Origin of the sequence: Shewanella sp. NIFS-20-20, from assembly GCF_019209865.1 — a bacterium.
In the GTDB taxonomy this organism is placed as follows: Bacteria; Pseudomonadota; Gammaproteobacteria; order Enterobacterales; family Shewanellaceae; genus Shewanella.
Genome location: NZ_JAHUTT010000023.1, coordinates 22,097 through 36,516 on the forward strand (window position 1 = coordinate 22,097; position 14,420 = coordinate 36,516).

Here is a 14,420-nt window from a genome sequence, read left to right on the forward strand (position 1 = left end):
ATGGTTTATGGGACAAGAAATTTAAGGATGAGTTCATGCACAAGTTTCTTTTGATGTTTTTTTGCGCACCACTATTTTTTTTGCTTCTGGGTTGTCAACCCCAGTCAATCGGCGAATACCCATTGACGTCGCAATCACTCTACGCTGCGACACTCAGTGACGATGGCCGCTACGCCATCACCAGCACAGCCGATGAGGGCTTACAGTTTTGGAATGTTGGCCTTAAAAAAGCCATGTTTCGTTGGCACCATGGTGATGATAGCAGCAATATTATTGCCACCGCCATTTCTGCCAACAGCCATTATGCCGCTTCATTAGCCCGTCATTCCGTCGCGTTATGGCGCATCGATGATGGTCAGTCTATCGGTTGGTGGTCGTTACCGGCTTCTGGGCAAAGTATCAGTGTTGCCGACAATGGCGCCCTGTTAGTTGGCTTAAGCAATGGCTCAGTAATGGCCATGGCGCCCCAGCAATCACAACTTATCGAGTTTCTCGGCCACAATGACAGTGTCAATGCAGTGGCGATTAGTGCCAATGGCAAGTTAGCACTAAGTGGCGGTGATGATAGGCAAGTGATTTTATGGCACACCGCCAATGGTCAACCCATGGTCAAGCGCCATCTTGATAGCCGCGTGACCATGGTAGCATTGAGCCATGATGGCGAGGTTAGTTTTGCCAGCGACGCCCAAGGACAAGGTAAAATTTGGCATCAACAGGCGCAAGACGCCAGCACAGAGTTAACCATCAATCAGCGTTACCTCAATTTTAGTACCGCCCGCTTTAGTCAACACAATCGCTGGCTGCTGACCGGTACCCCCGCCAGACAAGTCATGGTATGGTCGGTTGCAACCGGAAAAAAATTGGTCGATTGGAAAGTAGCCCAAACGAAAAACGCCCAAATGAAGGGTGTCGTTGTATACTCTGTGGCGAAGCAAGCTGGCAATACGATTGTCAGCCTCAGCAGTAATGGCCTGGTCGAGACCTGGCCGAGTGTTCCCGAGTAATCATTTGATGGATCCCCAGATGCAAGATCAAATAGAAGAATTGCAAACCAAACTCGCGTTTGCCGAAGCCAGCATTGAAGAGTTAAACCAAGAAGTCATAAAACTGGGCGACATTGTTGCAAGGCAACAACATCAATTACTTTTAGTGGTCAATAAATTACGTGACATGGAGCCAAGCAATATGGCCTCAATGTCTGAAGAAACCCCGCCGCCCCATTATTAAGGATAAGCATGCCGACTGCGCTCACTCCGCCATTGAGACACCCCTTAGCGCTAGGTGTCGCCAAACCAAGGCGTCAGGCTGTGCGGTCGGCTTGGCTCGATTATCGCGCGCGAGCTAACTCTTGGGTTACCAAGCTTAGTGGCGCCCATATTGAAATCCATGGCTGGAGTTGATGCATGAGGCTTTATCTAAAATATGCAGGATTGGGATTACTGCTATTTGGCGTGCAAGGGTGTGCCTTTAATAGTTTATTCTCCAGCTACCCAAGCCAAATGGTTGAAGTAAAACAAGCGCTAAACAGTCCAACACCAAGCCTAGCCGTCGCAAGTTTACAGTCTGGGTTGCGCGGAGAAGATCAACTGCTCTATGCCCAAGAAGCTGGACGCGCCGAGCAAATTGCCGGTCACTTCGCCGCAAGTAAAGGCTACTACCAAATCGCCATCAAAGATTATCGGCATTTTGATGATAAAGCCGTGATCAGTGCCAGTGATATCGCCGCGCAATCCTCGAGCTTATTGCTTAATGACAATGTCATTCCCTACCGAGGACCGGGATATGAGCGCATCATGTTGCATCAGTATCAGGCACTCAATTATTTATTTCTTGGCGATAATCAAGGCGCATTAGTGGAGGCTCGCCGCGCCAATGAATTGCAGCAACAAGAGCAACAGCGCTACGAAGCCAGCAACAAGAGCATTGCCAAACTCGCCAATGGCACAGTCGATAGTCAAATCAATCAACTCGATGCCCGCAGCGATGGCTTAGCGAGTTCGTTTCTCAATGCCTACAGCTATTATGTTACTGGGCTTTTATATGAGTTATTAGGCCAAGCCAATGATGCCTTTATCGATTACCGCAAGGCGGCACAAATCATGCCGGGTAATCCTTATATTGAACAAAATTTAGTGCGCCTCGCCCAACAATTACATATGCCGCAATATCAAGACTTCGCCAAACGCTTCGGCGCGGCCAAGCTACCTCAGCCCACTCAGGGACAAGTCATCGTTTTAATTGAACAGGGATATGTGCCAGCTAAACAAAGCTTTACGGTACCATTTACCATAAATGGCAATATCCAAACCGGATCATTGCCGACCTACCTAGGGCCAAGACCACTGATAGCGGACGCCAGAATTCAAGGACTGGGTCAACCACTTACCGCCGCGCCACTGGCCAATATTGATGCCCTAGCAAGTACAGCCCTCAAAGAACAAATGCCGGCTATTTTAGCTCGGCAAGCGGCTCGCATTTATGCCAAATCCGAGCTAAATCAAGCGACTAATCGCAATAACAACAATGATGTTGGCGCTATCGCCATGCAAGTATTTAATGTGATCACCGAACAAGCCGACAAACGCAGCTGGCTAACCCTGCCGCAAGAGGCACAATTGGCGCAAACCTACCTTGAAGCGGGACAATATCCGTTACAAATTAATCGCGGCCAAATTACGCCTATTGAGGTAAAAACAGGTAAAACCACCCTAGTTTGGGTAATTGAGACTGGTAATTACCAACGAATATATTCAATAATCATCTAATCAGTTAACAATGGGACATGTTATGAAAGCAATCAAAGGTGTATTTCTCTTAGCAGCGGTCATCGGCCTCAGTGCGTGCCAATCCAAAGTGGAATACGGCAATGCCACCGCCGTAGAGACAGTCAATGAAAACTTTGGCTCCACCGATTTACAAGCCATCACGACGAAGATGGTCGATAGCATGTTGAGCTTTCCCCCTGTAGTTGCTTTGACGGCCAATGATCGTCCCATTATTTTTGTCGACAGCATTAAAAACAAAACCTCAGAGCATATTGATACCGAATCGGTAACAGATTCAATTTCAAATCAATTATTGCGTTCAGGCAAGTTCCGCTTTATCGACATGACTCGAGTTGATTCGGTGCGTAAACAACTCGATTATCAAAATAACTCGGGCATGGTTGATCCATCAACGGCGATCAAATTTGGCCGTCAAATTGGGGCGCAATACATGTTATATGGCAATTTATCCAGCATAGTTAAGCAAGATGGCAGCACCCGTGATGTTTACTATAAAATGACCATGCGCTTAATGGATCTTGATACAGGTCTGATTGAATGGTCGGATGAAAAAGAAATCCGCAAAACAAAATCGAAATCCTTTTTAGGACTCTAAGTCGACACAATTAATCGGCGGGGCTTGGCCCCGCTTTTTTAACGGCAAAATTTAACAAAAGATAGGATGATGTGGTGACTCTAATGGGTAGAGCCAGTGTTTGGCTTGTGTTGTTTCTATTACTGACCGCGTGTCAATCGACGACGCCATTGATAACCACCAATAGCAAATCCGAAGCGCAAGCATTAGCTCAGCGATTAGCTGCTATCCATTACGACTATCATGTGCAACTCACTGATGATAATGGCTTTGAGGTCAAAGCAACGCTCGATTTTACCCTCGACAATACCCTGCAAGACTTGCCACTGAACTTACAACAAGCCCAAATCAGTCGGGTGATGATCAATGGTCAGCTCTTGTATCCTGACTATAACGGCGACATTATCCGCTTGCCGGCGCGCCTATTACACCAAGGTAATAATCAAGTACAGCTGAGCTACCGCGGCCAATATAGGCAACAGGGGCAAGGCCTGATCCGCATTGTCGATCCCAAGGATCAGCAAACCTATATTTATTCTCGCTTTGAGCCTCACGGTGCCAGTCACGCCTTTGCCTTGTTTGATCAACCCGATCTCAGAGCCGAAATGAGTCTCATTGTCACGGCGCCAGTCAACTGGCAAGTCATCAGCTCCACCATGGCAACCAAGGATAACCAGGCGAGCCCAACATGGCAATTTACCAAGACGCCACCGCTGAGCCCCCATCAATTGGCCTTATTTGCTGGGCCATTTCGCCACTGGCAACACCAGCAGCAAGGGGTTAATTTCCGCTTATTTGCCCTCGATAGCACCCGCGAAGATCTGGGTTATGAGCGCTGGCTGCAGCAAACTGCCAACAATTTACACTTTATTAGCCAACGGCTGAATGCCCGCTATCCGTTCAGTAAATTTGATCAAATTTTATTACCCGGACTCAATGTTCCTACCATGTCCCAAGCTGCCGCAGTCAGCGTAACCGATAGCCTGCCTCTCGACGCGGATGCCATCAGTCAGCATATGCAAAATAGCCAACTGTTAGCTAAACAATGGTTTGGCAGTTTAATAAGCTTGCCTTGGTGGGATGATGTAAACCTCCACGCCGGCCTTGGATTGTATTTGGCCAACACCACTGCGATTGACGCAGGAATTGAGCCTGCCGCCTTGCGGCAATACCAATTTCTTAAGCAAAAACAACCGGCATACCAATACCAGCTCCAACATCAAGCGCGCAATAGTCACAATGTCGCCACCAGTGAGTTTCATACCCAACAAGCGTTAGCTGCCAAAGCCGCAGTGACACTCAAGCAAATCGAAACCATCCTTGGGGAAAATCGATTTAGACAAATATTACAAGACTTTATCCAGCGCTATTCGTGGCAGTCTGCCGGTCATAAACAATGGATAGCACAGTTAAAATCGGCTGCGGTGGCCGACTTTTGGACTGAACACGAACAGCGGCCCCTGAATCGACTGCGGGTCGATTGGCAATGTCAACAAGCGGTGCTCAAGCAGCTGACACTTCATCAGCAACACCCACAAAAACAATCACTTAATCTAGCCCTATTTTATCAAGACCGCCATGGCATCCACTTGGATAAGTCCATCACCGCCACGATTGATAAGCAAGTCAGCGTAATCAAAGCCGCAAAATTTAGCGTTTGCCCCGACTTTGTCTACCCCAATTATCAAGACACAGCCTATAGCCAAGTCGCGCTAGATCCCAAGTCACTGCATGCCGCGATTCGCCACCTAAGCCAAATTGCATCGCCCTTAATGCAAATGATGCTATTAGAAGATATCTGGCAAGCTAGCTTACGAGACGAATTGCGCATTGAAGATTATCTCGGCATGATCATGCTTAACCTGCCGGAGATCTCAGCGCCCGCGGTGCAGCGCTTAGCGCAACAGCAACTCGCTCAGCTCCATCAGCTATTGCGCCTGATGCCCCCCTCTCAGGCGAGCCAACGCCTGTACAATGCCCTAGAAGAATTCAGTGTACAATTGGTCTATCAGCAAGGTTATGATTCCATCTGGCTCGACAGTTACCTCGCGTTTGCCCAATCGCCCCAAGCCATGGATCATCTCCACTATTTGCTGCAAGGCTTTGGCTGGCCACTGACCCAAGCTCAGCGCTGGCAAGCCATTATTCGCCTGAATCAATTTGATGCTAACCATCATCAGGCTTGGCTCAATAGCGAAACCCGCAATGACCCAAGCCTAGTCGGGCAACAGCAAGCCCTGATAGCTCGCTTAGCAAATCCCAATGCGGCGCATAAACGCCGCTTCTTGAGTGAGCTGAATCATGCTCCCGCCAACGCCAATACCGCGCTAATCAGTCAATACCTCTACCCCGGCCAGCAACCACTGGCCCAAGCCGTGAGTTTTGAGCAAATTTGGCAACTGTTGCCACAACTAGTTGCGCAAGATCCACAGCGAGCCGATATGCTAGTCAATGGGCTGATAGTGTTACCTTGTACCCAGCAAAATATAGAAATGGTTGCGCAAGCATCAGCGGGACTAAGCCCGAGTGTACTCCAAGATACGATGGCTAATCATGTATTGTTTATGCAGCAATGCCATCGAATGGAGCGCCAACTTAACCAATGACATTGCCGAATCAATGCCGACAATCAATGACGATAAACGGTCGCATAAGCAAGTACAGAAGCTTGCTTGTATCACCGCCATGGGCAGAATAATCAATGTCTTACAGCTTTACCTGCTGACGAGTGAATACAGTTAACAAACTCCGGCGGGCGTGAATTAATCTTGTTTGAATTGTTTGATGGGCTGGACTTTGTGATCAACCGTCGGTATTTCATTGTCTTCGCTTGGATATATATCTCCCACTGTTTTCCAGTGAGTTTTCGGGAGTTTAAAAAAATAAAAACTCTCGCGGTTAGCATCGGTGACAAATCCCATCCCAAATTGGGCCACTTCAAAATGGATATCCGTGACATAGTCTTGGGCAAATCGCTGCCTATCGGTGAGTTCTAAAATATCGCTGCGCGTTAAATAGACCCCCTCTTGATACTGACTCAGGCGCTCTAGCAGCCAACGGGCAAATTCTTTCGCACTTTTCATGAACAATTCCTCTTGATTGCCATCATTCCAGCCATCGTCGGGGTTATACCTAGATAACAGTTATAGCAAATATCTCTATTGCTGCGATGTTTACTCAAGTCGATGAAATTAACATTCGCTGGAAATTAACCCTTATTCATTCCCCTATACACGCGATAATTCTTGATAGAAGATACTCGTAACTGATTGTTAGAAAACACTTATCGTATTTTTCTCGTGAGGGCGGTTCCCTTGAACTCCTTTAAGCAATCGTGTTCACAAAATTTTGGGCTAAAATTAGCTCACTCCTCTTACAAGGACACCAATGTGACCATGTTACTTTCTGCCATCAATGATATTTTCACTACTCTGGCGGCGATGATTTGGCAAATCTATTGGCCCCTGGCCTTGGGATTGATGCTATCGTCACAGATGAGAAACTTGGTACCTGTGGATACCGTCTCCAAACATTTAGGACGCACCACCCCCAAGAGTTTACTGTTAACGACCCTGCTCGGTATGCTGTCTTCGTCATGCTCGTATGCCGCGGCATCATTATCACGCACCCTGCTGATTAAAAAGGCAAGTTTAGCCAATGCCATGGCTTTTTTAGTGGCGAGTACCAACCTGATCTTAGAAATGTTTATTGTGTTGGTTTCTTTACTCGGCTGGCAATTCCTCGTCGGAGAAATCGTGGGTGGATTATTACTGATTGTGATTGTCGCGATGTTATTTAGCCGCTTTTTCCCTGCAGCATTAGCGCAGCAGTTACGAGATAAGATTGCGCCCGCCGCAAGTGCAACGATCAGTGAGATGAAATGTAGCAGTGAGATGAAGTGTGGTGGCCACGTGAAACATAGCGCCGAAATGACCTGCGGGGCGAACATGAAGGCCCCCCCTGCATCTCCCCAAGACACCGCCATCACTACCGCCGAGGCGGCATCAGCTAAGGTATCGCCCCCGCTTGGCGAGATGAAATGTGGAGCGTCTATGTCCCATGACCATGCCGACATAGCAGCGAGCCCAATGCCAGCTCACGCCAGTCACCATAGCCCCGAGATGAAGTGCGGCGCCACTATGCATCAAGATAAAAGTGCCTTAGTTCGCGGCGCCGGCTATTTTCACATGGATATTGCCATGATAGGCAAAGAGATCCTCATTGGCGTGGTCGTGTCATCGGTGCTGATAGCCCTAGTACCCATGAATTGGTGGCAAGCACTGTTCATCAGCGATAGCAGCGTATTACCCGCTGGGCTTCACAGTGTGGTCGATGTATTCATTGGCATTTTTGTCGCTGTGATAGCTTATGTCTGCTCGGTAGGTAACCTACTCTTGGCGGCGGCATTGTGGCATGGGGGGATCAGTTTTGGCGGGGTGATGGCCTTTATTTTGGCCGATGTATTAACCATACCGATGACGCGGGTGTATCAAAAATACTATGGTAAAGCGCCCGCAAAACGCATGGTACTCTTATTGTTTTGCGCCATCGCAATCACGGGATTAATCCTCAACGCTCTGACCGCTGGCATGGATTGGCAAGGCTCAAGAGCCGCCTTATCACAACTAAATCAAGATGTTTTTGGACTGAACTTCACTAGCCTGATGAATATCATCGTGGTGCCGTTATCATTCATTTATTACCACATTGGCAAAAAAGCCAATGCCGGCATGTCGATGTAGCTGTAACTGAAGCTCTAGAACTAACAAGGCCACCCTTAGGTGGCCTTGTTGTTAATTTGTGCAGATTATTTAAACAAGTGCTGAATATTCTTTAAGTCACCCTTACCTTCGGCCAACTCTTGAGGGGTCAGACCCGCCACTTCATGAGGGAAAACCAACCATTCATCCGATTCATGAATAAAGTAGTCGGGCTTCAAGTTCACCTTGGTATTACTTGGCTTGTAATAAGGGCAAGCAATGCGAACTTCTTTAGGCATATTTAAGCGCATGAGCTCTTGCAGCTTTTCCATTAAAGCATCGACGCTACGGCCCGAATCAAACACGTCATCAACGATCAGCAAGCTATCGTTAGCATTGGCATTTTCAATAATGTAATGCAGGCCATGCACTTTAATTTCTTTACTCTGCATGTCAGAGCTTAAGCCATAGTAAGAAGAGGTGCGCACGGCGATATGATCGGTTTCGACTTGTTTAAAATCGAAATATTCTTGGACGGCGATCCCAATCGGAGCGCCACCGCGCCAAATACCCACGATAAATTGCGGACGAAAACCACTGTCATAAACTTGCGCGGCTAAACGGAATGAATCTTCCAATAATTCTTGTGCGGTAATAAAACGTTTATCTGACATGAGGTTCTCTTCTTATTAGTCGAATTGAGCCGGCAGCTTAACGCCCAAAATACAGGCTAGCTACAACACTTAAAATAATGGTAAGTGTAGGCTGCCACCGGATTTTGGAGGCGAATTCTACGGTAATTTAGCCTAAATTGCTGCATATTATCATTAAGATTTGTGAAGAAGGCGTGTAAAAAAGCCGACAATAGTCGGCTTAATAACGATATCGAACCTCAAAGAGACTATTGAGCTAATAAGCCAGCAGCACTCCAACTCATGGTTTGGCCACGTTCCGACAAGGTTTGATACTCGCGACTGGCGAGGCTATCGACAAACATCCATTCAGTCGTGACCTTATCCGGCGTAAACATCACTACCATCAAGCCGCGGTCATGTAGATTGCAATATTGCAGGTCAGTGACTAAATCGGTCACCGCCGCTTCAATCGCAGGTATTTGATTACTATCTAAGCTGAGGTAATACTCGAGACCAGGGGAGCTGACGCTGCTAGTGGCAAATTCCACCCCTACCCTGTTGCCATTGATGTCATGCAATTGATTGGCCCACGCATTATGGGTATCTCCCGCCAACACCACCAAATCCTTAGCGCGACTCCTAGCCGTCGCCATAATGACTTCACGCTCATAAGCGTAGCCGTCCCACGCATCAAGGTTATAAGGAATCGAAGGTAATTGCAGCAAGGCCAATGCTTCAGGGGTTAACTGCGCTTGATTCACTTGCAAATACGCTAACTCTTGCGCGGTTAAGCTAGGATCACCCGCTTGTGCTCTTGCCGCTAATTGCGCTAACTGGGCTAAATGGGCAAACTCTGGGATCGTTAATTGTTGCGTTGCAATCGCTGCCGGCAACAACATCCGCCCCATCAATACCTGCTGCCCCAAAACCTGCCAACGCCCTGTGGCAGTCAGTAATTGCCCTTGCAACCACAACAACTGGGTTTGCCCCAGCATGGTACGATTAACATCACTCACTGCCGCCAGAAAAGCATCGCCATCGAAGGCGCCGGTTGCAGCATCGATAAACTGAGTGTAATCATAAGGTTGATCGCGACCCACATGGCGGGTATCAAGCATATGCAAATCCACCAAGTCACCAAAATTAAAGCTGCGGTAAATCTCTTGCCACTCACCTTCTCGCCACGGACGAATAGGCAACCATTCAAAATATGCTTGCAATCCGGCGAGTTTACGAGCGTCAAAATCACCTTCACCCTCGTTATGATTTTCAGCGCCAGAGTGCCATGCATCGTTAGCAACCTCATGGTCATCCCATACACAAATAAACGGCACCGCAGCGTGCAAGGCTTGTAAGTCTTGATCGCCCCGGTATTGGCCATAGCGTTGGCGGTAATCATCAAGACTTAAGATTTCGCCTGGCGGTAGGACTTCACGGTCAAGTTCAGCGGCATGGTCGCTAGCGTACTGGCCACGACCATATTCATAGATATAGTCACCTAAATGGATCACTGCATCGAGATTGGCTTGAGTGGCGGCCATATGGTAGACATTAAAAAATCCGGCGGGATAATTTGCACAAGACAAGACCGCTAAAGTAACCGAATCGACAGCGCCCGTCGGCAAGGTTTTAGTGCGCCCGAGCGCCGAGACCGTATCGCCAACCATAAAACGATAATAATAGGTGTGTCCCGCCTCCAAGCCTTGGGCATCAACCTTGACGGTATAGTCACGTCTGGCATCAGTCAACATACTGCCCTGATGGACTAAGTCACTAAAGCCTTGATCTCGCGCCACTTGCCAACCAACCTTCACTTCACCTTCTCGCTCTGGGGTCACACGAGTCCATAAAATCACGGCGGATGGGGTTGGATCACCACTGGCAACCCCATGAAGAAACCTCGCGGGATTGTTAGGATCATTACTACTATTACAGCCCATCAAGCCATAGGAAATAACGGCAGCACCGATCCCTTTGGCTGAAAGAGCAAGAAAATCTCTGCGACTCACATGCCTGTGTTTCATATTATTATCCTTGTGTTTTCAGGTCATTCCAGCAGTAGTGTGCAACCGTTAGGTTACAATTTTGTTATTAAACTGCCAGTTTTTGAGTCCTTGCACAAGTATTGCACTGAGGTCAGATGTTGAGCGCCATGACGCAATGATTTAGCTAGCCTAAGCAATAGGCAAACAAGGGCGCGCCCAGTACCATGCCGACCCCGGTGAAAATCATGGTCAGGCTGGCAATCACCCCTTCCTGCTGCCCTATTTCAGTCGCTTTAGCAGTGCCGGCCCCATGACATGATGCTCCTAACGCCATGCCTTTCCCCAATGACGAGTTAAGCTTCATCAATTTAAACATCGGCTCGCCAATCAACATGCCTATCACTCCTGTCGCCAACACTAACATGGCGGTCAAGGCTGGGATCCCGCCAAAACTGGTGGTGGCTGCCAAGGCAAATGGTGTCGACACTGAGCGCGCTAAGGCACTATGAGAGAGCTCTGGCGGTAAGGTAATGAATTGACTCAAGCCCCAAGTGGACAACAGCCCCAAGAGTAAACCAAACATGCCACCAAAGGTTAATGTTAGTGGGTATTGAACTATCATATGGCGTTCACGATAAATGGGTAAAGCAAAGGCAATCACCGCTGGCGCCAACAGGCTGGAAAAATAATGGCTGTACTGACTGTAACTTTGCAATGGAATATCGAGCCCTAATACCAGCAAGATCAATAGCAAAGGGGCTAAAAATATCGGGGCGAAAAACCAGATCTTACAATTTCGATAGAGTATTTTTGTGCCATAATAGCAAGCTAGGGTCAACAAAACACTGCCCCAAGCAAAGACATAATCCATGATTAACGACTCTCCAACCGAGCTTGCTTAGCTTGGTTATATCGCTGCTCCAGGGTAAAGAGCTTATCCACCATCCACCCCGTGCCAATCATGACACACGCGGTGCCAATCACCACCAGCAACAATAACTGCACCCCATAAGTTTCAAGCAAGCTTTCAAAATGGAGCACCGACACCACAGGCGGAATAAAAAATAACAACAAATCTCCAATAAGCCAGGCAGCCCCTAACTGAATCGCACGCTCCGGCATCGATTGTGTCCCAAGCAGAATGAGCACCAGCGCCAACCCCAACACACTGCCGGGTATAGGCAAGCCTAACCACAATGCCAACTGATCGCAGCCGAAGGCCAGCAACATCAAAGCGCCAACCTGAATAATGAGTAAGCAGCAGCGACTAATAGCTGCTCGCCATTGAATGCGGGTCATGACGACTCCAAACCATAAACATTGGTGGCAAGTGTACGAACTTTTACAGCATAGAAAAATTGAATAATACGCATGACATTCATGCCAATAAAGCATCCAGCCTCAGTGACAATCCAGGGCGTAAAATTAATCGAAATATCTACTCTAGGCTCGCATCCAAGTCTGCCAATATCGACCTAAATATGATAAAACATCAAGCCTTACCCCCTTGGAGAATGTCCATGTCTCACCTGATCGATGCCGTCAAAAATCGTTATACCACCAAAGCGTTTGATAGCAGCCGCTTATTGACTGAGGCGCAATTAGCCGACATCAAAACCTTGCTGCAATTTAGTCCATCTTCTGTCAATTCTCAGCCATGGCATTTCATCATAGCCACCACAGAATCAGGCAAACAGAAAATAGCTAAAAGTACTGAAAACTATGGATTTAATACTCCAAAAATTCTCAATGCTTCCGCGGTAGTGGCCCTATGCACCAAAACCACCTTAGATGATGGCTATTTACAATCATTGCTCAATCAAGAGCAAAAAGATGGCCGCATTAGTGATGAGGCCAGTAAGCAAGCCATTGCGACCGGCCGTGCCTTCTTTGTCGGCATGCATAATAACGAACTCAAAGACTGTCAGCATTGGATGGATAAACAAGTCTACTTGGCATTAGGCACCTTATTATTGGGCGCGGCCGTGATGGGCATCGATGCTTGCCCGATTGAAGGGTTCGACGCTAGCGCACTAAATCATGAGCTTGGATTACGTGACAAAGGCTATGGCGCAACCGTGTTGGTAGCTTTAGGCTATCGGAGTCCCACTGATTTTAATGCTAACTTGCCTAAGTCACGTTTAGCCCAGACAACAATTTTTACCGAGATCTAGCTCGACAAGTCATTTCTCCACCTTTTTACTGATTTGCGCTTGCCAAAGCCTATGGCATAGTTAAAACATCTCGTTTGATAAGGTGATAACTATGCTATTGGACCCATCCCCGCAGATGTTAGTCCCGCAAGGGGAACAGCCTCAGGTGGAGAACCCCTTGATCTGGCCATTGCTGAGTTTACTCAAAGCCTCTGATCAACATTGGAAAATCCATCTTCTAGCATTAGAACTGAGCCAGCAAGGCCTGCTGGATGAGCTCGATACTGACCCTCAAAAAAATCTATTCAAACGCAATTTCCTAATGATGAATGCCTTGTTTGAAATACAAAGCATGTTGTTGCCCACTCATTGGCTCCACATTCAAGCCATGGATATTCATTTATCGACTCAGGTACCCAATAACCCTAAGCTCGCACTCGCCCAAGATAGCAACCTTCGCGACTATTATTCCGACTGGAATCACTATGACACTTGCGCTAATGTAGTGAGAGAAATGCTGGACTCGTTTTGGAGTAAATACCAAAACTTCATGGGCTTTAATCAGGCGCAATTAGACAAAACTGAAGCATTAGCGGCATTAGAGCTGCCACCCACCGCCAGTGCTCGTGAAATCCGTAAACAATGGCGCAGATTAGCCCTGCAATGGCACCCAGATCGCCAGCAAGGAGATGCCGCCCGCTTTCGCCAAGTGTGTGAAGCTTGGCAAAGTTTACGAGACGTTATCGAACGCAATTAGCCCAATTCAATGAAGCTTTTAGCAGATGGCTAATTAAGTCATGCCAAAACTTCAAGCAGGCTCACATAAATCGCCCAGTAACTCGACACCGATTAAGCGATAATTAAGCCAAGCAACCTAACCTGACTTTATCAAGGCTTAGGCCTCTTTTGTGTCAATTCTGAGGACATTATGATTAAGAAGTTAGCCCTAGCACTTACGCTAGCCATCTCGCCATTAGCCACTTACGCCGCGGATTTTGTTGAAGGCACCCACTACACCCAGATCACCAACCAGCCGGCGTCTGCCGAGCCAAAGTTGACTGAGTTTTTCTCTTTCTATTGCCACAACTGTTTTGCCTTTGAAACTCAATACATGCCAGTGATCAAGCCAAGATTGGATAAGTCTATTCAGTTTGAAACCAAGCACGTAGACTTTATGAACTCTGAGATTGGCACTGAAGTGATGCGTGCACTGGCCGTTATTCACCAACTAGATCAGTCTGAAAAATTAAATATTGCCATGTTTAACGCCATTCAAGGCGAAGACGCCGCCAATGGCCACGATCACAGCGCACCAGGCCATAAGCATGAGCCTAGCATCACCAGTCGCGATGACATTAAAAAAGTGTTTGCCGAGCATGGGATCAGCGCCAGTCAGTATGATGCATTAGCTGACAATGCCATCACCAATGAAAAATTGGCTTTATGGCGTGCAGAGCAAAACAAATTTAAAATCCAAAGTGTGCCAGCCTTCATTGTTAACGACAAATATGCGGTTAACTTAGGTCAAATGCGCACGTTAAGTGAGATGGTTGAACTGATTAATTACTTATCGACCAAGAAATAAGT

The 14,420-nt window shown here is 47.4% G+C and carries 15 protein-coding genes; 10 read left to right on the forward strand and 5 right to left on the reverse strand.

Annotated elements, in window-relative coordinates; genetic code table 11:
• Positions 1-35 precede the first annotated feature (35 nt).
• The 6 genes from KU855_RS09140 to KU855_RS09165 all read left to right on the forward strand — a co-directional run bounded on the left by KU855_RS09140 (position 36) and on the right by KU855_RS09165 (position 5,966).
• Positions 36-1,004: a WD40 repeat domain-containing protein gene (locus KU855_RS09140; RefSeq protein ID WP_256260948.1), complete on the forward strand. Its 969-nt coding sequence runs from the start codon at positions 36-38 to the stop codon at positions 1,002-1,004.
• Between the two features lie 19 nt (positions 1,005-1,023).
• Positions 1,024-1,227 (forward strand): SlyX family protein, encoded by a 204-nt coding sequence (locus KU855_RS09145; RefSeq protein WP_371316340.1) that lies wholly within the window; start codon positions 1,024-1,026, stop codon positions 1,225-1,227.
• 8 nt (positions 1,228-1,235) lie between these two features.
• Entirely contained in the window at positions 1,236-1,400 is a 165-nt protein-coding gene (locus tag KU855_RS09150; RefSeq protein ID WP_218529990.1) for a hypothetical protein, read from the forward strand.
• A gap of 3 nt (positions 1,401-1,403) precedes the next feature.
• Complete coding sequence (locus KU855_RS09155; protein WP_218529991.1) at positions 1,404-2,765, forward strand: COG3014 family protein; 1,362 nt, start codon at positions 1,404-1,406, stop codon at positions 2,763-2,765.
• Positions 2,766-2,787: 22 nt separating this feature from the next.
• Complete coding sequence (gene lpoB / locus KU855_RS09160) at positions 2,788-3,381, forward strand: penicillin-binding protein activator LpoB (RefSeq protein WP_218529992.1); 594 nt, start codon at positions 2,788-2,790, stop codon at positions 3,379-3,381.
• An 83-nt stretch (positions 3,382-3,464) separates the two neighbouring features.
• Positions 3,465-5,966 (forward strand): M1 family aminopeptidase, encoded by a 2,502-nt coding sequence (locus KU855_RS09165; protein WP_218529993.1) that lies wholly within the window; start codon positions 3,465-3,467, stop codon positions 5,964-5,966.
• A gap of 156 nt (positions 5,967-6,122) precedes the next feature.
• Here the strand turns inward: KU855_RS09165 and KU855_RS09170 are convergent, their stop codons facing one another.
• Positions 6,123-6,443, reverse strand: a complete 321-nt coding sequence (locus tag KU855_RS09170) for a hypothetical protein (protein ID WP_256260949.1) — start codon at positions 6,441-6,443, stop codon at positions 6,123-6,125.
• Between the two features lie 312 nt (positions 6,444-6,755).
• Here KU855_RS09170 and KU855_RS09175 point away from each other — a divergent pair, with 312 nt between their 5' ends.
• Complete coding sequence (locus tag KU855_RS09175) at positions 6,756-8,102, forward strand: permease (RefSeq protein WP_218530023.1); 1,347 nt, start codon at positions 6,756-6,758, stop codon at positions 8,100-8,102.
• Between the two features lie 65 nt (positions 8,103-8,167).
• On the opposite strand, the gene KU855_RS09180 is transcribed toward KU855_RS09175, so the two are convergent.
• From KU855_RS09180 to KU855_RS09195, 4 genes are all read right to left on the reverse strand, one after another.
• Positions 8,168-8,734 carry a phosphoribosyltransferase gene (locus KU855_RS09180; RefSeq protein ID WP_218529995.1) on the reverse strand — a complete coding sequence of 189 codons (567 nt, stop codon included), beginning with the start codon at positions 8,732-8,734 and terminating at the stop codon, positions 8,168-8,170.
• 227 nt (positions 8,735-8,961) lie between these two features.
• Positions 8,962-10,719: an alkaline phosphatase gene (locus tag KU855_RS09185; protein ID WP_218529996.1), complete on the reverse strand. Its 1,758-nt coding sequence runs from the start codon at positions 10,717-10,719 to the stop codon at positions 8,962-8,964.
• Between the two features lie 145 nt (positions 10,720-10,864).
• Entirely contained in the window at positions 10,865-11,551 is a 687-nt protein-coding gene (locus KU855_RS09190; protein ID WP_218529997.1) for an LrgB family protein, read from the reverse strand.
• A gap of 2 nt (positions 11,552-11,553) precedes the next feature.
• Complete coding sequence (locus KU855_RS09195) at positions 11,554-11,979, reverse strand: CidA/LrgA family protein (protein ID WP_218529998.1); 426 nt, start codon at positions 11,977-11,979, stop codon at positions 11,554-11,556.
• Positions 11,980-12,200: 221 nt separating this feature from the next.
• Between KU855_RS09195 and nfsB the strand changes: the two genes are divergently transcribed.
• The 3 genes from nfsB (at position 12,201) to KU855_RS09210 (ending at position 14,418) form a co-directional block, all read left to right on the forward strand.
• Positions 12,201-12,854 carry an oxygen-insensitive NAD(P)H nitroreductase gene (gene nfsB / locus KU855_RS09200; RefSeq protein WP_218529999.1) on the forward strand — a complete coding sequence of 218 codons (654 nt, stop codon included), beginning with the start codon at positions 12,201-12,203 and terminating at the stop codon, positions 12,852-12,854.
• 91 nt (positions 12,855-12,945) lie between these two features.
• On the forward strand, positions 12,946-13,590 hold the full coding sequence (locus KU855_RS09205) for a DNA-J related domain-containing protein (RefSeq protein ID WP_218530000.1): 645 nt from the start codon (positions 12,946-12,948) through the stop codon (positions 13,588-13,590).
• Between the two features lie 171 nt (positions 13,591-13,761).
• Positions 13,762-14,418 (forward strand): thiol:disulfide interchange protein DsbA/DsbL, encoded by a 657-nt coding sequence (locus KU855_RS09210; RefSeq protein WP_218530001.1) that lies wholly within the window; start codon positions 13,762-13,764, stop codon positions 14,416-14,418.
• Positions 14,419-14,420: the final 2 nt, after the last annotated feature.